Source organism: Oceanobacillus picturae (assembly GCF_000612865.1).
Taxonomy (GTDB): Bacteria; Bacillota; Bacilli; order Bacillales; family Amphibacillaceae; genus Oceanobacillus_B; species Oceanobacillus_B jordanicus.
The window spans coordinates 1,400,740-1,420,737 of record NZ_CCAX010000001.1; the positions used below are offsets into that span (position 1 = coordinate 1,400,740).

Genomic DNA, 19,998 nt, shown 5'->3' on the forward strand with positions numbered 1-19,998 from the left:
TATGAGGCCTACAGGATGTAGGTCATGTCGATGTTGCCACAGGACGTGGCGAACTTAATCGACGTTCCGCACTAAAGATTCTCCGAAGAGAATCCTCGGCGTTCCGATAATCCAGCTACAGTGCTCAACGCCTAGTGAACTTCCTTCACCTCCGTACGATAAGTCAACAACAATTCGCTAAGCTCATTGTGTTTCCTTTATCTCCTGCGGTTCAGTCCAATTCATACGTCGTTAAACGAGCCCTTTCGCTTTCTTAATATCCTTAGAAAGGAGGTGATCCAGCCGCACCTTCCGATACGGCTACCTTGTTACGACTTCACCCCAATCATTGGTCCCACCTTCGGCGGCTGGCTCCAAAAGGTTACCTCACCGACTTCGGGTGTTACCAACTCTCGTGGTGTGACGGGCGGTGTGTACAAGGCCCGGGAACGTATTCACCGCGGCATGCTGATCCGCGATTACTAGCGATTCCGGCTTCATGCAGGCGAGTTGCAGCCTGCAATCCGAACTGAGAATGGTTTTATGGGATTTGCTTGACCTCGCGGTTTTGCTTCCCTTTGTTCCATCCATTGTAGCACGTGTGTAGCCCAGGTCATAAGGGGCATGATGATTTGACGTCATCCCCACCTTCCTCCGGTTTGTCACCGGCAGTCACCTTAGAGTGCCCAACTAAATGCTGGCAACTAAGATCAAGGGTTGCGCTCGTTGCGGGACTTAACCCAACATCTCACGACACGAGCTGACGACAACCATGCACCACCTGTCACTCTGTCCCCGAAGGGAACTTCCTATCTCTAGGAATAGCAGAGGATGTCAAGACCTGGTAAGGTTCTTCGCGTTGCTTCGAATTAAACCACATGCTCCACCGCTTGTGCGGGCCCCCGTCAATTCTTTTGAGTTTCAGCCTTGCGGCCGTACTCCCCAGGCGGAGTGCTTAATGCGTTAACTTCAGCACTAAGGGGCGGAAACCCCCTAACACCTAGCACTCATCGTTTACGGCGTGGACTACCAGGGTATCTAATCCTGTTCGCTCCCCACGCTTTCGCTCCTCAGCGTCAGTTACAGACCAGAGAGTCGCCTTCGCCACTGGTGTTCCTCCACATCTCTACGCATTTCACCGCTACACGTGGAATTCCACTCTCCTCTTCTGTACTCAAGTCCTCCAGTTTCCAATGACCGTTCGCGGTTGAGCCGCGAGATTTCACATCAGACTTAAAGGACCGCCTGCGAGCGCTTTACGCCCAATAATTCCGGACAACGCTTGCCACCTACGTATTACCGCGGCTGCTGGCACGTAGTTAGCCGTGGCTTTCTGGTTAGGTACCGTCAAGGTTGGGTCAGTTACTACCCAACTTGTTCTTCCCTAACAACAGAGTTTTACGATCCGAAAACCTTCATCACTCACGCGGCGTTGCTCCGTCAGACTTTCGTCCATTGCGGAAGATTCCCTACTGCTGCCTCCCGTAGGAGTCTGGGCCGTGTCTCAGTCCCAGTGTGGCCGATCACCCTCTCAGGTCGGCTACGCATCGTCGCCTTGGTGAGCCGTTACCTCACCAACTAGCTAATGCGCCGCGGGCCCATCTGTAAGTGACAGCCGAAGCCGCCTTTCAACTTTCCTTTATGCAAAAGAAAGTATTATCCGGTATTAGCCCCGGTTTCCCGGGGTTATCCCAGTCTTACAGGCAGGTTGCCCACGTGTTACTCACCCGTCCGCCGCTCATTCCACAAGCGTCACCCCCGAAGGGGATCAACTTGCTTCCTGCGCTCGACTTGCATGTATTAGGCACGCCGCCAGCGTTCGTCCTGAGCCAAGATCAAACTCTCCAAAAAAGTTTGTATCATGTCGACACCAATCAACATGATCCGTCTTAGCTTCGCAGAAAACTGGCTTCTGCTTGTATTTCTTCGAAAAACAGAAAGTCTGTTTTTCAGTTCCCCGGGTCTGCCTCCGATACCCTATGTATTCAGGTAACGGTACTGTTCCATTACGAACAGTGGGTTCCCCCATTCGGAAATTCCCGGATCAATGTCTACTTACGACTCCCCGAGACATATCGGTGTTAGTCCCGTCCTTCTTCGGCTCCTAGTGCCAAGGCATCCACCGTGCGCCCTTATTCACTTAACTAAGTTACAGTAAATAAGCGTGCTAATTTCTTAGCCTTGCTTTATTTCAAGCTGAACAAATTGTTGCAGCTTTAAAAAATGAGGTCGTTGTTACTCTTATTTAGTTTTCAAGGTACAAGATGAGAGAATTGCTCCCTCAAAACTGAACCAAACAACTAGTATGTCCTTACCGGAAGATTCTCCGAAGAGAATCCTCGGCGTTCCGATTCTATCCTTAGAAAGGAGGTGATCCAGCCGCACCTTCCGATACGGCTACCTTGTTACGACTTCACCCCAATCATTGGTCCCACCTTCGGCGGCTGGCTCCAAAAGGTTACCTCACCGACTTCGGGTGTTACCAACTCTCGTGGTGTGACGGGCGGTGTGTACAAGGCCCGGGAACGTATTCACCGCGGCATGCTGATCCGCGATTACTAGCGATTCCGGCTTCATGCAGGCGAGTTGCAGCCTGCAATCCGAACTGAGAATGGTTTTATGGGATTTGCTTGACCTCGCGGTTTTGCTTCCCTTTGTTCCATCCATTGTAGCACGTGTGTAGCCCAGGTCATAAGGGGCATGATGATTTGACGTCATCCCCACCTTCCTCCGGTTTGTCACCGGCAGTCACCTTAGAGTGCCCAACTAAATGCTGGCAACTAAGATCAAGGGTTGCGCTCGTTGCGGGACTTAACCCAACATCTCACGACACGAGCTGACGACAACCATGCACCACCTGTCACTCTGTCCCCGAAGGGAACTTCCTATCTCTAGGAATAGCAGAGGATGTCAAGACCTGGTAAGGTTCTTCGCGTTGCTTCGAATTAAACCACATGCTCCACCGCTTGTGCGGGCCCCCGTCAATTCTTTTGAGTTTCAGCCTTGCGGCCGTACTCCCCAGGCGGAGTGCTTAATGCGTTAACTTCAGCACTAAGGGGCGGAAACCCCCTAACACCTAGCACTCATCGTTTACGGCGTGGACTACCAGGGTATCTAATCCTGTTCGCTCCCCACGCTTTCGCTCCTCAGCGTCAGTTACAGACCAGAGAGTCGCCTTCGCCACTGGTGTTCCTCCACATCTCTACGCATTTCACCGCTACACGTGGAATTCCACTCTCCTCTTCTGTACTCAAGTCCTCCAGTTTCCAATGACCGTTCGCGGTTGAGCCGCGAGATTTCACATCAGACTTAAAGGACCGCCTGCGAGCGCTTTACGCCCAATAATTCCGGACAACGCTTGCCACCTACGTATTACCGCGGCTGCTGGCACGTAGTTAGCCGTGGCTTTCTGGTTAGGTACCGTCAAGGTTGGGTCAGTTACTACCCAACTTGTTCTTCCCTAACAACAGAGTTTTACGATCCGAAAACCTTCATCACTCACGCGGCGTTGCTCCGTCAGACTTTCGTCCATTGCGGAAGATTCCCTACTGCTGCCTCCCGTAGGAGTCTGGGCCGTGTCTCAGTCCCAGTGTGGCCGATCACCCTCTCAGGTCGGCTACGCATCGTCGCCTTGGTGAGCCGTTACCTCACCAACTAGCTAATGCGCCGCGGGCCCATCTGTAAGTGACAGCCGAAGCCGCCTTTCAACTTTCCTTTATGCAAAAGAAAGTATTATCCGGTATTAGCCCCGGTTTCCCGGGGTTATCCCAGTCTTACAGGCAGGTTGCCCACGTGTTACTCACCCGTCCGCCGCTCATTCCACAAGCGTCACCCCCGAAGGGGATCAGCTTGCTTCCTGCGCTCGACTTGCATGTATTAGGCACGCCGCCAGCGTTCGTCCTGAGCCAAGATCAAACTCTCCAAAAAAGTTTGTATCATGTCGACACCAATCAACATGATCCGTCTTAGCTTCGCAGAAAACTGGCTTCTGCTTGTATTTCTTTGAAAAACAGAAAGTCTGTTTTCCCTTGACATACTAGTTGTTCTGTTCAGTTTTCAAAGAGCAATTTGTTTAGGTCACTTTTTAAAGCAACTTTTATAGTATAACAAGATAATTCGGTGATGTCAACAACTTTTTATGCGACAGTTTTGAAAATCTATATACCAGATCCCACCCACAATCACTAGTTAAATAAAACAACCTGTCCTTTGTGGTGGATAATTATTATAGCATTATTCTACAAAAATAGTCAATACTATTTTCACAAAAAAAGAGAAGGGTTTTAAAGCCTTCTCTTCGTTACGTTTTACGCTTTAACGTCGCCTTCCCATTCAAGCATTCCGCCAGCCATATTACTGACTTTATAACCATGCTCTTTTAAATGCATAGCTGCTTGCATACTTCTTTTACCTGAGCGACAAACCATAATATATTGCTTATCCGTGTCTAATTCGTTAAGAGATTCAGGAATCTGCTGTAGAGGTATGTGTTTTGCTTCAGGTATAATTCCTTGGGCAACTTCTTCATTTTCCCTGACATCTATTACTACAAGGTCTTTCTCATCATCATGTAATCTGTTACGTAATTCATTAGGTGAAATCTCATTTATTTCTGTCAAAAAGCGCACCCTCTTTCAAATATTATCATGTTTATCATACGTTTTCGTTGGATAACATGCAACTTTCCAACACACACTATAAGAAAGGCATTATATAGGAAGAAGGTATGAAATGAGAAGCGTATCAACCATTATCTTAGCCCTGTTCTTAAATGTAATCTGGTTCTCTCCGATAAATGCTAAAGAGGCAGATGTTGTTTTAATTGAAACCCTTCAGGGAGATTTAACTGGGGATGGACAAAACGAAGAAATAAGCTTAAAAGGTATATTGTTTTCTCCTGATACTGTTTTTTACAAGGATATATGGGTAGAAATTGCTAGCCCAAACGAGGAAAGATGGAAGATTAGTTACCAAGGTGGTTATGAACCTGTTGTAGAACTAGTCGATTTAGATCACGACGGGATTAAAGATATTTTTTATCAAAGTGCGACAGGGGGGAGTGGTGGACTCTACAATTACCAGCTTGACACATTAGCAAATGGTGAATTGAAAGAAATTCCATTACCCGAACAACTCTTTTTACAAGGTTCTTTTAAGGATGACTTTATTGTTTCAATCCAATTAACACCAGACAGTGACCCTTATTTAATGGATGTGTCAAATCGTTCTGAAGATTATATCAGGTTAGGGATATATGATGAGAACGGAACCCTTCGAAAACCACAGTCACTAATGATTGATCCGATAGCGTTTTTCGAACCCGTGTTAATAAGCGATAGTAAAGGATATGGACTGAAAAGCAGCCAGCAAATAAGCGGAGCCTATCACGCTGATGGATTAGGCACGGTGGAATCACTTTGGTATTTAGAAAATGGAAAATGGATATTGCTTCAGACTGAGTGGTTGCCATCAAATTAAAAAAGGGCGTTCCTTTTAAATAAGGAGCGCCCTTTTATTGTATATTTTTTAAATGGTTTTATTACAACCTTGTGCAAGCATTGTTAATTTGCAACAATATTTACAAGTTTACCTGGTACTACAATTACTTTCCGAATCGTTTTACCTTCTAGTAACTCTTGAATTTTCTCATCACGAAGCGCCTGATTTTCTAGTTCATCCTTTGAAATATCTTTATCGACATTTAATTTTGCACGAACTTTACCCATAATTTGAACTACTACTTCAATTTCATCTTCCACTAACTTGGATTCATCGTATTTCGGCCACTGTTCATAACTCACTGTACCCTCATGGCCCAAGCACTCCCAAAGTTCCTCAGCAATATGTGGTGCCACAGGTGAAAGCATTTTTACAAAGCCTTCCATATATTCTTTAGGCAATTGTTCAGCTTTGTATGCTTCATTAATAAACACCATTAACTGTGAAATACCTGTATTGAAATGAAGATTGTTAAAGTCCGTGGTTACTTTTTTCACCGTTTCATGATATACCTTCTCCAAGGAGCCATCATTTGCATCGGTTATGTTAGCAGAAAGTGCTCCGTTTCCGTCCGTATACAATCTCCAAACTCTATCAAGAAATTTACGTGCACCATCTAGACCATTTGTAGACCAGGCTACCGCAGCATCTAATGGGCCCATAAACATTTCGTATAGACGTAAGGTATCGGCACCATGAGAGAAAATAATGTCATCAGGATTCACAACGTTTCCTTTTGATTTACTCATTTTCTCATTACCTTCCCCAAGTATCATACCTTGGTTAAACAATTTCATAAACGGTTCTTTTGTTGGAACTACACCGATATCGTAAAGGAATTTGTGCCAGAAACGCGCATACAATAAGTGAAGCACGGCGTGTTCTGCTCCACCAATATAAATATCAATTGGCAGCCACTTCTTAAGGGCTTCTGGGTCAGCGAGTTGCTCTGTATTATCTGGATCTATAAAGCGCAAGAAATACCAACAGCTACCAGCCCATTGTGGCATTGTACTTGTCTCTCTGCGACCCTTCATGCCAGTTTTAGGATCCACCACATTTACCCAGTCTTCGCTATTTGCAAGTGGGGATTCCCCTGTGCCAGACGGCTCTATTTTTGACATTTTAGGAAGTTCAAGTGGTAGTTCTTCTTCTGGTACTGTTGTCATGCTACCGTCTTCCCAGTGAATAACCGGGATTGGCTCTCCCCAATAACGCTGTCTAGCAAACAACCAGTCACGCAAGCGGTAGGTTACCTTTTTCTCACCTTTGGTGTTATCTACTAGCCAATCAATCATTTTCGTTATTGCTTTATCTTTCCCCATGCCATTAAGAAATCCAGAGTTAACATGCTCGCCGTCTCCGGTGTAGGCTTCTTTAGATATATCTCCGCCAGCTACTACTTCTTGGATCGGCAAATCAAATTTCACAGCAAATTCATAGTCCCGCTCATCATGAGCAGGAACCGCCATAATGGCACCAGAACCATAGGACATCAGAACATAGTCTGCAACCCAAATCGGCATTTTTTCATTGTTAACTGGATTAATTGCATACGCACCAGTAAATACGCCACTTTTGTCTTTAGCAAGATCTGTTCGTTCCAAATCAGATTTTGTTTGAACCTTATTTAAATATGCTTCTACTTCCTCTTTTTGTTCAGGAGTAACAATCTCCTTAACCAAATGATGTTCAGGTGCAAGAACTGCATATGTGGCACCAAAAAGTGTGTCTGGACGTGTCGTAAACACGGTAAACTGGTTTTCATGGCCATCAATAGAGAAATGAACTTCCGCTCCTTCTGAACGCCCAATCCAATTTCGTTGCATATCTTTAATGCTCTCTGGCCAATCAACATCTTCCAAGTCCTCAAGAAGACGATCGGCATAAGCAGTAATTTTTAGCATCCATTGTTTCATTGGTTTACGAACAACCGGATGTCCACCCCGCTCACTTTTTCCATCAATAACTTCCTCGTTGGCCAAAACCGTACCTAATGCAGGGCACCAGTTCACTGCTACTTCATCCATGTATGCAAGGCCTTTTTCATATAGCTTTGTGAAAATCCACTGTGTCCATTTGTAATAGTTTGGTTGCATTGTGGAAATCTCTCTGTCCCAATCATATGAGAAACCTAGCTCCTCAATTTGTCGCTTAAATGTAGCGATGTTTTTCTCCGTAAAAGCTGCCGGACTATTCCCAGTATCAATCGCATATTGTTCTGCAGGCAGCCCAAATGCATCCCATCCCATCGGATGAAGTACTTCATAGCCCTCCATTCTTTTCATTCTTGAAATAATATCTGTCGCCGTATAGCCTTCAGGGTGGCCAACATGCAGACCAGAACCGGATGGATAAGGGAACATATCCAACGCATAAAACTTCTCTTTGTCGGAAAACGTTTCTGCTTTAAATGTCTTGTTTTGCTTCCAATGATGTTGCCATTTCTTTTCCACGTCTCTGTGGTTAAAACTCATTTTATTTCCTCCTTTTATAGAAAAACTGCCTGCCTTCTACTAGTAGCGAGAATTCACTATCCAAACGCCCAATAAAAAAAGCCACTCATCCCAATAAAGGGACGAGAAGCTTTGCTCCCGCGGTACCACCCAAATTAACGCAGCGTTGCGTTCACTTGTGCTCCTTAACGCGGATATACGGCAGAAATTACTCGATTTCGTTTCTGCAACTTCAAGGTGAGTTCATACCGCTATTTGCGACAGTTTCCACCAACCACTGTCTCTCTATGCCAAAAAGTGATATTACTATTCCTTTGCATTGTCGTTACGTTATGTATATCGAATTGTAATGAATCCTTACCGCTTTGTCAAGACAATAGGTGCGGAATTTTGATAAACTGTTACTATGAAATGCGAAAGGAGTACGTCCATGATAATGAACATACTAAATTATGCCCACTATCTGTTAGAGGGTTCTATAGAAAAGGGAGAAACTGTAATTGATGCCACATGTGGCAATGGCCATGACACACTTTTCTTAAGCAGGGTGGTCGGGAGCACAGGTCAAGTGCTTGCCTTCGATATTCAGCAAGAAGCAATTGATCAGACAAGGCAAACATTAATAGAAAACAATTACACCAACGTGTCCTTAATTTTAGATAGTCATGCGAATGTTACGTCACATTTACAAACGAAGGACATTGAACGTGTTGGGGGTGCGATTTTTAATCTTGGTTACTTGCCTCAAAGTGACAAACAAATCATAACGAGTGGAGATTCCACTGTAGAAGCAATCGAAAATATTTTACCCGTTTTAAAATCGAAAGGGTTAGTTGTGCTTGTCGTCTACCATGGTCATGAGGGCGGAAAAGACGAGATGCAAACCGTGCTAAAATATGCTATGAGATTACCGCAACGAGCATTTCATGTTTTACAGTATGGATTTATAAATCAACAAAATGATCCGCCATTTATTATAGCGATCCAGAAAAGATAGGAACAAGAGAATCCTTGAATATTTTATCATTCAATACAGGGTTATTTTCTCATTTTGTAATACAGTTTTGTAAACAAGTGAAAAAGACGTGCATTGGTCCCACTTGTTTTTAATAAATGCTTCTTTAAATTTGTTTCATCAAAGAGATACTTTACCTTAGGATCAGCAAGATATAGACCGACAAGACCTTGTCTAATCATCTGATGAAACGAACTATCTGGAAGTGGCTGTACTTGTTCAGCCGCTTTCTGGATAAACAGTGATAATCGCTGGCTCATTTTTTCCTCATTAGGATAATAAAAGCAAAAATTTAAATCCTCTGCCTCCACATCCTCTTTTTGATCAATATAATAATCGAGCATTATATGTAATCCTTGCAGATAAGGGAAATAGCCTTCAAAGATGCTTTTCGCTTTTGGCTCATCCAGCTTCCCGCCTAACAGGTAACTCACTAAGCAGAACACAGTTAAAGTTGATCCGGAAGCAGCAGCAAATTCATACCAAGCCAACTCATCGTCTTCCTTTTCTTCTTTGAACCAGTTTTCGAGTCGTGGCACTCTTTCTCTAATGTCTACATGCTTATGAACTTGCAAATCTGTATATAGTGAGACAAGACGATTTAAAAAGGGTTTTGCTACGTGCCGTTCAACCAGGGCTAGCTGAACTTGACACGTGCGGACTAAATCATGTAGATAACCATTATCATTCTGATCTTCTCGTAAAGCATAATAATTTTGTGTTTGCTGATCGGGATCCAAGGCACAAAACAAGGATTCATGAAGCAATCGGAAGTCAGCTGGATCAAGAGATGTACTCCGATCACAAAGGTTGTCTAAATAATCACTAATTGTTTGGTAGGCTACAATGAATTTGATTGCTTCTCTATTTCTCTCTCCTGCAAGTAGCGCGTACACAGCCCCACCTTGACAATGAAATTTTTTAGAATCAATACTTGCAAGTGCTTGATCACGTAATTCTTGATTCGGAATTGCTGTTGCTTTTGCTTTCCAGTAGATTAGCTCCTTTTCCACTGCAGGGAAAATTTTCGATTGTAACGACTTAAGCAATGTGATGGATGATGTTGGAACATTGTTTCGCATTTGTCTGCCTTCCTTCAGTCAGTTTAAGCGTGGATTTTTTGCTATACTAATTATATCACCATATTATGGAGGAGGATTCAAATGATTCATCAATATCAAGATAAGCAGCCCGTAATTCATGAAACAGCATTTATTGCAAAAGACGCTACTATTATCGGAGATGTGGAGATAAATCAATCAAGCAGTGTTTGGTTTAAGACGATCATTCGCGGGGATGTGGCACCTACTCGAATCGGGGAACGCGTAAACATTCAGGATTTATCTATGCTGCACCAAAGTCCTGGAATGCCTTTAGTTATTGAAGATGATGTAACAGTGGGGCATCAGGTCACCCTACACTCTGCAATCGTTAGAGAAAAAGCATTAATTGGAATGGGATCCATCATTCTGGATGGTGCAGAAATTGGTACAGGTGCATTTATCGGTGCTGGAAGCCTTGTCCCTCCAGGCAAGAAAATCCCCCCCAATACGCTAGCGCTTGGGAGACCTGCCAAAGTAATACGGAACTTAACGGAAGAGGACCTCGCAGAAATGGATCGAATTCGAAAATCATATGTGGAAAAAGGGAAATATTACAAAGCACATACCACCCTTTAGAGAAAGCAATCTAATGAAGGTATACATAAAGCCGAACGGATTTCGAAAAAATAGATGGTTCCCTAAAAGGTACCTCATCATTTCCGATGTCCGTTCGGCTTTTATACTTGATCTTTTTCTACTTATTCTCCATCAATGCTTTTAATTCTACAACTTTATCTGTCTTTTCCCAAGGGAAGAGGATATCTGTTCTTCCGAAATGACCATATGCTGCCGTGTTCTTAAAGATAGGTTTCTGTAGATCAAGCATACGGATAATTCCAGCTGGACGTAAATCAAACAGTTTGCGTATTGCATGCACTAACGCTTCTTCAGACACTTTTCCTGTTCCGAATGTGTTTACTGCAATTGAAACAGGTTCAGCTACACCAATAGCATAGGCTAGTTGTACCTCACAAGTCTTGGCAAGTTCTGCAGCTACTATGTTTTTCGCAACATAACGTGCAGCATAAGCAGCGGATCGATCCACTTTCGTTGAATCCTTCCCACTAAATGCTCCACCACCATGACGAGCATATCCCCCATACGTGTCCACAATTATTTTTCTACCAGTTAACCCAGCATCTCCTTGTGGTCCACCAATTACAAAACGGCCTGTTGGGTTAATAAAATACTTCGTTGCTTCATCCAAAAGATTCTCTGGTACGACTGGACGAATAACATGTTCAATTAAATCCTTCTCGATTTGCTCTGTTGTAATATCTTGATGATGCTGTGTAGAAATAACAATCGTATCTACCTTTACTGGTTGATCTTGTTCATCATATTCAACAGTTACCTGCGTTTTCCCATCTGGACGCAAGTAATCTAATACCTTTTCTTTTCTTACATCAGCCAAACGCTTCGCCAATTTGTGTGCAAGTGAAATAGGTAATGGCATGAGTTCCTCCGTTTCGTCGCAAGCAAAACCAAACATAAGTCCTTGGTCCCCTGCTCCAATAGAAGCAATCTCTTCATCACTCATTTTTCCTTGGCGTGACTCTAGTGCCTCGTCAACACCTCCGGCAATATCAGCAGATTGTTCATCAATTGCAGTCAATACGGCACATGTATCTGCATCAAAGCCATACTTTGCACGTGTATACCCAATTTCTTTAATCGTTTTTCTTACAATAGCCGGAATGTCTACATACGTACTTGTAGAAATCTCCCCCGCTACGAGCACCAAACCTGTTGTAACGGTTGTTTCACAAGCAACACGCGCATATGGGTCCTTCTTTAAAATTTCATCTAGAATTGCATCTGAAATTTGATCAGATATTTTATCAGGATGCCCTTCTGTTACCGATTCTGAAGTAAATAAACGACGATTAGCAGCCATAGTGCTTAATCCTCCTTTTGGTTTCTGTTACGGATCTCTGTTCATCAAGTTTTGCTATTTCATAACAAAGGTTTTTATTACAAGAAAAGCGCAGAACGCCCGTTTAGAAACGTAGTGACTGGAGTAACTCAACTGAGATAAAGGAATTACGGTAAGCTTGCGAACCGATAATGACTTATCGTAGGGAGAGTAGCGAAGTTGCATAGTTTCTGGGCGATCGGAGCTAGACATCTTTGCAATTTTTTTATAAAAAAAGCCCTTCCTTCAGTAATGAGGAAAGGATTATCAGCCTTTCGCTCTTATTGTTCAAGGAAATTTCCTTGCACCAGGTTAGCACCTTTTCACCGATGTGATGGTTGCTGGGTTTCATCGGGGCTGTCCCTCCACCTACTCTGAATAAGAGAGTATCCGCTCGAAATTTAGCTTATCGAATGAGAACTGACATGTCAACTATTTTTGGTTCGTAACAAGGTTTGCGAAAATTTCATATGATTAGATTAGATATTTAGTATGGACTATTTAGTCAAATGTGTTATACTAATAATCACATTAAAGCAACGTAATACAACACATTACCAAAGGTAGGTGCAGTGAAGTGAAAATGGTAGAAAAAAATCCGTGTACTGAATTAGAGCAGCATACTCCAATCCTGGAGAATGAATCTGTCCCACGACTTATCGAGATAATCTTAGCAAAAATGGAAGCAGTTCTAACTTCCACAGGTGCGATTAGAGCTACCACTGGTAAATATACCGGCCGCTCTCCAAAAGACAAATTTATTGTTCGTGACGCAGTTAGTGAGACTAAGATCGATTGGGGTCAAGTCAACCAATCAATTGATGAGGATGCATTTGAAAAATTATACAAAAAAACAACGGAATACTTGAAAAAGCAGAAAGAAATATATAGATTTAAAGGATTTGCTGGGGCAGATGAAGGCTCTCGCCTGCCGATCCAAGTAGTTTCCGAATATGCTTGGCACAGCTTGTTTGCAAGGCAGCTTTTCATTACACCAACAGAGGAAGAGCTCGCCAACCACCAAGCAGAATTCACTGTCCTATCTGCACCGGGGTGTTTTGCAGATCCTAATACTGAAAGTACTAATTCGGAAACGTTTGTTGTTATTTCGTTTAAAAAGCGAGTCATTCTAATTGGGGGAACAGAATATGCGGGCGAAATAAAGAAATCAATTTTTTCCGTGATGAATTATCTGTTACCACAACGAGATATTCTTCCCATGCATTGTTCTGCCAATGTTGGAGATGAGGGAGATGTCGCTTTGTTTTTTGGGTTATCTGGAACAGGCAAAACAACCCTATCCGCTGACCCTGACAGAAAATTAGTCGGGGATGATGAACATGGATGGAGTAATAATGGTATATTCAATATAGAGGGCGGTTGTTATGCTAAATGCATTAATCTCTCAGAAGAAAAAGAACCACAAATATATAATGCCATACGATTTGGTTCCGTTTTGGAAAATGTCATGCTTGATTGTGAGAATGATACACCAGACTATTCCAATACGTTCCTAACGGAAAACACACGGGCTGCTTATCCTATTGAACATATGGAAAACGTTATGGTCCCAAGTATTGCAGGCCATCCAAATACCATTATCTTTCTAACTGCAGATGCCTCTGGGACCCTGCCGCCGATTAGTAAATTAACGAATGAACAGGCGATGTATCACTTTCTCAGTGGTTACACGAGCAAACTTGCTGGAACTGAACGAGGAGTGACTAAACCCCAAGCAACATTCTCGGCCTGCTTTGGTTCTCCATTCTTGCCGCTCCCCCCTTCTGTCTATGCAGAAATGCTTGGCGAAAAGATTGAGGAGCATTCGGCGACTGTATTCTTGATAAATACTGGCTGGACTGGCGGCTCATACGGTAATGGTGGCGAACGTATTAAATTATCCTACACAAGAGCAATGGTATATGCAGCGCTGAAAGGCGAATTAAATAAAACAAAAACTATTCTTGATGAAATATTCGGATTAGAGATTCCATACCATGTTCCAGGTGTACCTGAGCAGCTCTTAGTTCCTGCCAATACATGGGCAAACATTGCAGATTATCAAAAAGCAGCGGAGGAACTTGCAATGAAGTTCCACAGAAATTTTGAAAAGTTCACAGAAGCTAGTAATGCGATTAAGCAAGCTGGACCTAATTACCGAAATAACATGTAACTATTATTTTTATGAAAGATTTTTATATGATTTTTTCAGCGGCCTCAAAAAAGAGGCCGTTTTTTTATGCACATAAGTCTTAGGCCTTCACACATTTTAGGCGAACGCATAAAATGTTTTTGACATACCTATCTACTTAAACTAAGGGGGGTCAAATAAAATGAAAAAGTTAATTAAAATGACGCTGATAGTAGCTTTATTGCCACTCATTTTGCTCGGATGCAACCAAAGCAGCACTTCCTCCATAAAGCTTACTGAAGTAACTCGGTCCTTGTTTTATGCACCACAATACGTCGCGTTGGAAAAGGGTTATTTTGAAGAGGAAGGGTTGGATGTAGAACTACAGACGACATGGGGCGGCGATAAAACCATGACGGCACTTCTTTCCGACGGAGCTGATATTGCATTGGTCGGTTCGGAAACATCCATTTATGTATACGCACAAAACTCAAAGGACCCGGTAATCAACTTTGCTCAGTTAACACAGACAGATGGCACATTTCTTGTGGCGAAAGAACCAAAACCTGACTTCGTGTGGGAAGATTTAAAGGGTAGTACATTTTTAGGGCAACGAAAAGGCGGTATGCCTCAAATGGTTGGTGAATTTGTGCTAAAGAATCATGGCATTGATCCCAAAAATGATTTAGATCTTCAGCAGAACATTGATTTTGCTAACATACCTGGTGCCTTCGTTTCAGGAGATGCAGAGTATGTTCAATTATTTGAACCGACAGCAAGCACATTCGAAAAAGAAGGCAATGGACATATTGTAGCCTCTTTTGGAGAAGAATCCGGTAATGTACCATACACCGTCTTTATGACCAAGCAAAGCTACCTTGATGAAAATGAGGAAGAAGTACAAAAATTCACTCGTGCTGTTTACAAAGCACAGCAGTGGGTTGAAGAAAATAGCGCAGAGGAAATTGCCAGTGTTATAAAGCCTTATTTCGAGGATACAGAACTTGATTTATTAGCATCCTCTATTGAGAGATACAAGGGGCAGCAATCTTTTGCTACAAATCCAATACTTGATAAAGAAGAATGGGATAACTTGAAAGCTATTATGGAGGAAGCAGGAGAACTTCCAGCTGATATTCCATATGAAGATCTAGTAAACACAACCATTGCAGAAGAAATTATCAATGATTAGGGAGGATGGTCAAATGTCATTTCTCACATTAGATCATGTAACCCACCATTATTTTTCAGCAAGTAGTTATACGAAAGCTTTAAAGGATATCTCTCTTTCCATTAAACAAGGGGAATTCGTCGCGTTACTTGGTCCTAGCGGTTGCGGAAAATCAACGCTTCTTTCCATTATAGCAGGAATTGTAGAGCATACTTCAGGGCATGTTTTTCTCGAGAACACGCCAATAAAGCCGACGGATAAAGCTATTGGTTATATGCTCCAACAAGATTACTTGTTTCCTTGGAAGACTATTCTTGAAAATGTGATGATTGGCCCTAAGATACACCGCAGTACTGACCCAGCAATTCGTACGAAAGCGGAAATGTTGTTAAAACAAGTAGGACTTACTGGCATTTCAGACGATTACCCAGGTTCGTTATCAGGTGGGATGCGCCAACGAGTCGCACTCGTAAGAACATTACTTAACGACCCGAAAATCTTACTTCTTGATGAACCTTTTTCTGCACTAGATTATCAAACTAAACTTAAGCTTGAAGACCTTGTGTCTACTACTTTAAAAGCGTTCAACAAAACAGCTATCCTTGTAACACACGATATTGGAGAAGCAATTGCTATGGCGGACAGAATCTTTGTGATGGAAGCCAATCCTGGAATGATTTCAAAAGTATTTGAAGTTCCGATCGAACTACGACAGGAAGCTCCTTTTACTGTACGCAAACACCCTAAATATCAAATGCTATTTGATAAAGTATGGGAGGAACTGGAAGATAAAGAAGGGAACCCTGCAGAATGAAAGGTGGTGAGAGAAGAGAATGGCGCCCGAAACAAATACAGATAATCAGTTATTTCAACGGCATAAATATAAATTAAAAAGAGAAAAGAGAATTGTTATCACATGGCAGCTGCTCCTATTACTTGCTTTTATCGGATTTTGGGAGTTTGCCAGCAGATTCTATTGGATTGATCCATTGCTCTTCAGTTCTCCTTCAGAAGTTATCCATGTTCTTTTCTCTAATATTGCAGATGGCTCCATGGTAAAACATATTCAGATAACCTTATTTGAAACGATTGCCGGGTTTATTATAGGCACACTTGTCGGTATATTATTTGCGAGTGTTTTATGGTCTTCTAAAAGGTTTTCTAAAATTATGGATCCATACCTTGTTATTATGAATGCCATGCCCAAAGTTGCTTTGGGACCGATTTTAATCGTTGCACTTGGTACGGGTTATGTTTCCATTATTGCGATGGGAGCACTCATTTCAGTTATCATCACGACATTAGTTATTTATAACGCCTTCAATGAGGTAGACCCCAATTATGAAAAAGTATTGAAAAGCTTTGGAGCAACACGGTGGCAGCAATTTAAAGAAGCGATATTTCCCGCCACCCTTCCTGCTATGATCTCGACGTTGAAAGTAAATGTAGGTCTTTCCTGGGTTGGTGTAATTGTAGGGGAATTTCTTGTCGCAAAACAAGGCTTGGGATATTTAATTATTTATGGCTTTCAAGTTTTTGATTTCTCACTTGTTCTTTCAAGTCTCGTACTTATTGCTATCTTTGCGGCAATTATGTATAAGGTCGTGGAAAAATTAGAGGGATGGCTCATAAAGTGAAACCTAATGAAAAAAAGCGCAAGCGCCCGTTTAGAAACGTAGCGAGTGGAGCGAATCAACTGAGATAAAGGAATCATGCCCCTGCAAAAGGGTATGTCGGCGTTGGCCGGCAAGGACGTTTTTAGTCGACCGACCTTAATTGAGGAACCGATGATGACTTTCACCACAAGGGTATAAGTGCGACTAGGCCTCTGGTCTTCACCAGTCGGCAAGTCTTCTTTTCACCCTCGGGTATAAGTGCGACTAGGCCTCTGGTCTTCACCAGTCGGCAAGTCTTCTTTATCGTAGGGCGATTATGTGAAGTCGCCTAGTATCTGGGTGCTGGAGCTAGACGTGGCTACTTCAGTTGTTTTGTTATCCACAGCTTACGAATTTTATAATTCCCTAGACAACAAAAAAATCGCCTATTATAAGATAGGCGATTTTTTTATAATGTAATGTTTATGTATTCGATACAATGATACAAGACGTCATCTTTCATAATAAAACTGAATGCCTTACTTTGCCTTATATTGTTAGGCAAAGCGTCTAATAGCTTAGGGCCTTCTGTCTCATAATACGTTTTTCTGGGAAGCAAAGAATCTACTACCGCAAAATAAACATTTTTTGCAACATGCTCCCTTTTACCATAAACATAATACTGTCCAATATAGTGTAATTGCGTAATCAATCCACCTGTTTCTTCCATTACTTCTCGTTCAGCTGCCTGTTCGGCTGTTTCTCCCTCTTCAACCTTACCACCAGGGAACTCCAAACCTCTTTCTTTATGTTTAGTAAGCAACCATTTATCTTGATACTTGCAAATAACCCAGACATGCCTTGGATCATTTGAAAAAGGCTGGTTTTGAAAGGATAGCTTCACCTCATTATTGTAATAATCTTTGAATGTAAACATCGTTTCAACTACCTTCATTTACTATCTATAATAATCTTAAGAAATAGTGACATTTCCTATTTTCCATTGTTTGTCATAAACAAATTCGAATTCAATTGTGTACGCACCATGTAATGCTGTTTCATTTTGTTGTTTAACTTTAACAAGGTCATTATCTAATTGTACCATATCATATGGGTTTTCTGCTATAAACCAAGGAGGTGTCTCCGTTGGCAGAATATAGAGACCATCTGGTTTTTCCTCAAAATAAAAAGAAACATACGGTTCAACCATTTCTTCGACTGCAACCGATTCAAAAGCAGAAAGCAACTCGGCCTTTGAATCCATATTCTTTACCCTATATGATTCGTCTGCGTCCTGAACTAAAGTATTCATAAAAGCCTGCGTCAATTCCTTCACTTTTTCTTCCTTTAATTCAGGCTGTTGTGGAGACGTTTTAGATGTCTGTTGCTTATTTAAAATTTGGTGGGACTTAGCCGAAGCAGTTACTGGATCTGCTGGCTTGTCTTCCGTCATAAGTATGCTACATAAAATGAGTACGGGTGTCACTATTGTAATAAGGGTCATTTGAACTAATTTTCTCATACAAAGCCTCCTCTAGGGGTCTGTAATACTATTCCATTTATCACCTAGAGATAAACCTAAAAAAGTTAAAAATAAGGATTCATTCGTCTCACAGCAATGTCTCCCTTTTCATAAACTTGGAACGTCGACTATTTTATACATCGTAATTACGCCCTAGCCGAGATATTATATTTCCCTAACATATCAAAAAGGCTGCAGCAAAAACCATACTGCAACCCTCTTTATTTGCAATCCAAACTGCTAAAGCTTACATATGCCCATCAGTCAAAATGCCCATTTGTTCAATATGCGCTTTTGTTTCTGGCTCCCCTAATTGGTGAATCATGCGATAGGCTTGCGTCATTTCATCATCATAAAAATCATTTGATTTATCATTATGATAGGGGTTAATTGGTACATGAGCCCGAAAGAACGTCTTTATTCCGGCTTCATGCATAAGATTAAACTTGTCTCGTAAAACCGCAACTTCATCCTCTGTAGCGTGGATAATAAATTCTTCATTGTTATTAAATTTCTCCTGCGAGATCTCTCCTGCACCAACGTTAATATAAAACTTCTTCTTCTCCATAACGCACCTCCTATTTGTAATCTGTCACAAATCATAAGGAAGCATGTATGAAGTAGGCAAGAAAAGTGCGATCAACAAAAGATGATACGTAAAACACTACAATTCGCTAACATGTATGTACGGATTTACAAGCTTTTGGTCTTCACTATGTATCGATAAAAACATCCATTCTAAACAAAAAACCTATCATTCCGTAGAAGATAGGTCTTATCTTTAATTGACTGCAGTAGTCTGGTTTTTTCCTTGAGCAAATATACATCTGCCTTTTCCATGAGGAATGCACATTGGAGTCCCGAATCTTGGATCAAATGTAACGTCACACATCATTTCAAAAACTTCATGAACAAGATTACAATTGATTATTTCTTCCGGCTTACCTTGTGCGAAAACTTTTTTATCCTTAATTGCAACAATATGATGAGCATAGCGACATGCCAGATTTAAATCATGCAACACCATCACCACTGTTCGTCCATCTTTCTCATTAAGGTCGAATAACAAATCGAGTACATCGATTTGATGGGTCATATCTAAATAGGTTGTTGGTTCATCTAGCAATATTGTATCTGTTTCTTGCGCTAATGTCATCGCAATCCAAGCACGTTGGCGTTGCCCACCTGAAAGGGAATCAACCGAACGATCCTTCAAATGATGCATATTTGTCGATTGAAGCGCATTGAAAACCGCCTCTTCATCATCCTTAGACCATTGCTTTAGAAAACCACGGTATGGATGTCTCCCCTGTTTCACAAGTTCATTCACGGTCAAGCCTTCTGGAGTGACAGGACTTTGTGGAAGGATAGCAAGTTTTTTTGCTACATCCTTTGTGCCAACCTTGGCAATATCCTCTCCATCCAATACAACTCCGCCACCTTTTGGCTTAAGGAGCCTGGCTAATGAACGCAGCAGGGTGGATTTCCCACAGCCATTCCCACCAATAAAGACGGTGATTTCGCCTTTTGGTATAGCTAAATTTAAATCATCTATTATTATATCCTCGCCATAGCCGAGTGTTAAATCATTTGCGGTTAATGTTTGCATTGG

Annotated in this window: 15 protein-coding genes, 2 rRNA genes, 1 riboswitch and 1 other annotated feature; of the genes, 7 read left to right on the top strand and 10 right to left on the bottom strand. The window is 42.0% G+C overall.

Annotated features, from left to right (window positions below; translation table 11 throughout):
• Positions 1-266 precede the first annotated feature (266 nt).
• The 3 genes from BN988_RS07110 to BN988_RS07120 form a co-directional block, all read right to left on the bottom strand.
• Positions 267-1,830: ribosomal RNA gene (locus BN988_RS07110) — 16S ribosomal RNA — on the bottom strand.
• 512 nt (positions 1,831-2,342) lie between these two features.
• Positions 2,343-3,906 (bottom strand): 16S ribosomal RNA (locus BN988_RS07115).
• 380 nt (positions 3,907-4,286) lie between these two features.
• Positions 4,287-4,598, bottom strand: coding sequence for a rhodanese-like domain-containing protein (locus tag BN988_RS07120; protein ID WP_036574573.1), 312 nt, complete (start codon positions 4,596-4,598; stop codon positions 4,287-4,289).
• 112 nt (positions 4,599-4,710) lie between these two features.
• Here BN988_RS07120 and BN988_RS07125 point away from each other — a divergent pair, with 112 nt between their 5' ends.
• Positions 4,711-5,457 (top strand): hypothetical protein, encoded by a 747-nt coding sequence (locus BN988_RS07125; RefSeq protein WP_036574575.1) that lies wholly within the window; start codon positions 4,711-4,713, stop codon positions 5,455-5,457.
• An 83-nt stretch (positions 5,458-5,540) separates the two neighbouring features.
• On the opposite strand, the gene leuS is transcribed toward BN988_RS07125, so the two are convergent.
• Entirely contained in the window at positions 5,541-7,955 is a 2,415-nt protein-coding gene (gene leuS / locus BN988_RS07130) for a leucine--tRNA ligase (protein WP_036574577.1), read from the bottom strand.
• A 94-nt stretch (positions 7,956-8,049) separates the two neighbouring features.
• Positions 8,050-8,263, bottom strand: a binding site (T-box leader).
• A 101-nt stretch (positions 8,264-8,364) separates the two neighbouring features.
• Here leuS and BN988_RS07135 point away from each other — a divergent pair.
• Positions 8,365-8,931: a class I SAM-dependent methyltransferase gene (locus BN988_RS07135; protein WP_182858760.1), complete on the top strand. Its 567-nt coding sequence runs from the start codon at positions 8,365-8,367 to the stop codon at positions 8,929-8,931.
• Positions 8,932-8,972: 41 nt separating this feature from the next.
• Here the strand turns inward: BN988_RS07135 and BN988_RS07140 are convergent, their stop codons facing one another.
• Positions 8,973-10,031 (bottom strand): tetraprenyl-beta-curcumene synthase family protein, encoded by a 1,059-nt coding sequence (locus tag BN988_RS07140; protein WP_036574580.1) that lies wholly within the window; start codon positions 10,029-10,031, stop codon positions 8,973-8,975.
• 81 nt (positions 10,032-10,112) lie between these two features.
• Here BN988_RS07140 and BN988_RS07145 point away from each other — a divergent pair, with 81 nt between their 5' ends.
• Positions 10,113-10,628, top strand: a complete 516-nt coding sequence (locus tag BN988_RS07145; RefSeq protein WP_036574583.1) for a gamma carbonic anhydrase — start codon at positions 10,113-10,115, stop codon at positions 10,626-10,628.
• Between the two features lie 118 nt (positions 10,629-10,746).
• On the opposite strand, the gene metK is transcribed toward BN988_RS07145, so the two are convergent.
• Entirely contained in the window at positions 10,747-11,949 is a 1,203-nt protein-coding gene (gene metK / locus BN988_RS07150) for a methionine adenosyltransferase (RefSeq protein WP_036574585.1), read from the bottom strand.
• A gap of 296 nt (positions 11,950-12,245) precedes the next feature.
• A riboswitch (SAM riboswitch) is annotated at positions 12,246-12,352 on the bottom strand.
• A 198-nt stretch (positions 12,353-12,550) separates the two neighbouring features.
• On the opposite strand from metK, the gene pckA reads away from it, so the two are divergent.
• The 4 genes from pckA (at position 12,551) to BN988_RS07170 (ending at position 16,906) form a co-directional block, all read left to right on the top strand.
• The gene (gene pckA / locus BN988_RS07155) at positions 12,551-14,140 is read left to right on the top strand and encodes a phosphoenolpyruvate carboxykinase (ATP) (RefSeq protein ID WP_051557857.1); all 1,590 of its coding nucleotides are present in this window, start codon (positions 12,551-12,553) and stop codon (positions 14,138-14,140) included.
• Between the two features lie 160 nt (positions 14,141-14,300).
• Positions 14,301-15,290 carry an ABC transporter substrate-binding protein gene (locus tag BN988_RS07160; RefSeq protein ID WP_036574591.1) on the top strand — a complete coding sequence of 330 codons (990 nt, stop codon included), beginning with the start codon at positions 14,301-14,303 and terminating at the stop codon, positions 15,288-15,290.
• A gap of 13 nt (positions 15,291-15,303) precedes the next feature.
• Positions 15,304-16,083, top strand: coding sequence for an ABC transporter ATP-binding protein (locus tag BN988_RS07165; RefSeq protein ID WP_036574594.1), 780 nt, complete (start codon positions 15,304-15,306; stop codon positions 16,081-16,083).
• A gap of 19 nt (positions 16,084-16,102) precedes the next feature.
• Positions 16,103-16,906 carry an ABC transporter permease gene (locus tag BN988_RS07170; protein WP_036574596.1) on the top strand — a complete coding sequence of 268 codons (804 nt, stop codon included), beginning with the start codon at positions 16,103-16,105 and terminating at the stop codon, positions 16,904-16,906.
• A gap of 427 nt (positions 16,907-17,333) precedes the next feature.
• Here the strand turns inward: BN988_RS07170 and ytkD are convergent, their stop codons facing one another.
• The 4 genes from ytkD to BN988_RS07190 form a co-directional block, all read right to left on the bottom strand.
• Entirely contained in the window at positions 17,334-17,801 is a 468-nt protein-coding gene (gene ytkD / locus BN988_RS07175) for an RNA deprotection pyrophosphohydrolase (protein ID WP_036574599.1), read from the bottom strand.
• A 36-nt stretch (positions 17,802-17,837) separates the two neighbouring features.
• Positions 17,838-18,386 carry a hypothetical protein gene (locus BN988_RS07180; RefSeq protein ID WP_051557733.1) on the bottom strand — a complete coding sequence of 183 codons (549 nt, stop codon included), beginning with the start codon at positions 18,384-18,386 and terminating at the stop codon, positions 17,838-17,840.
• A gap of 247 nt (positions 18,387-18,633) precedes the next feature.
• Positions 18,634-18,954: a hypothetical protein gene (locus BN988_RS07185; RefSeq protein ID WP_036574602.1), complete on the bottom strand. Its 321-nt coding sequence runs from the start codon at positions 18,952-18,954 to the stop codon at positions 18,634-18,636.
• A 213-nt stretch (positions 18,955-19,167) separates the two neighbouring features.
• Positions 19,168-19,995, bottom strand: coding sequence for an ABC transporter ATP-binding protein (locus tag BN988_RS07190; RefSeq protein ID WP_036574604.1), 828 nt, complete (start codon positions 19,993-19,995; stop codon positions 19,168-19,170).
• Positions 19,996-19,998 lie beyond the last annotated feature (3 nt).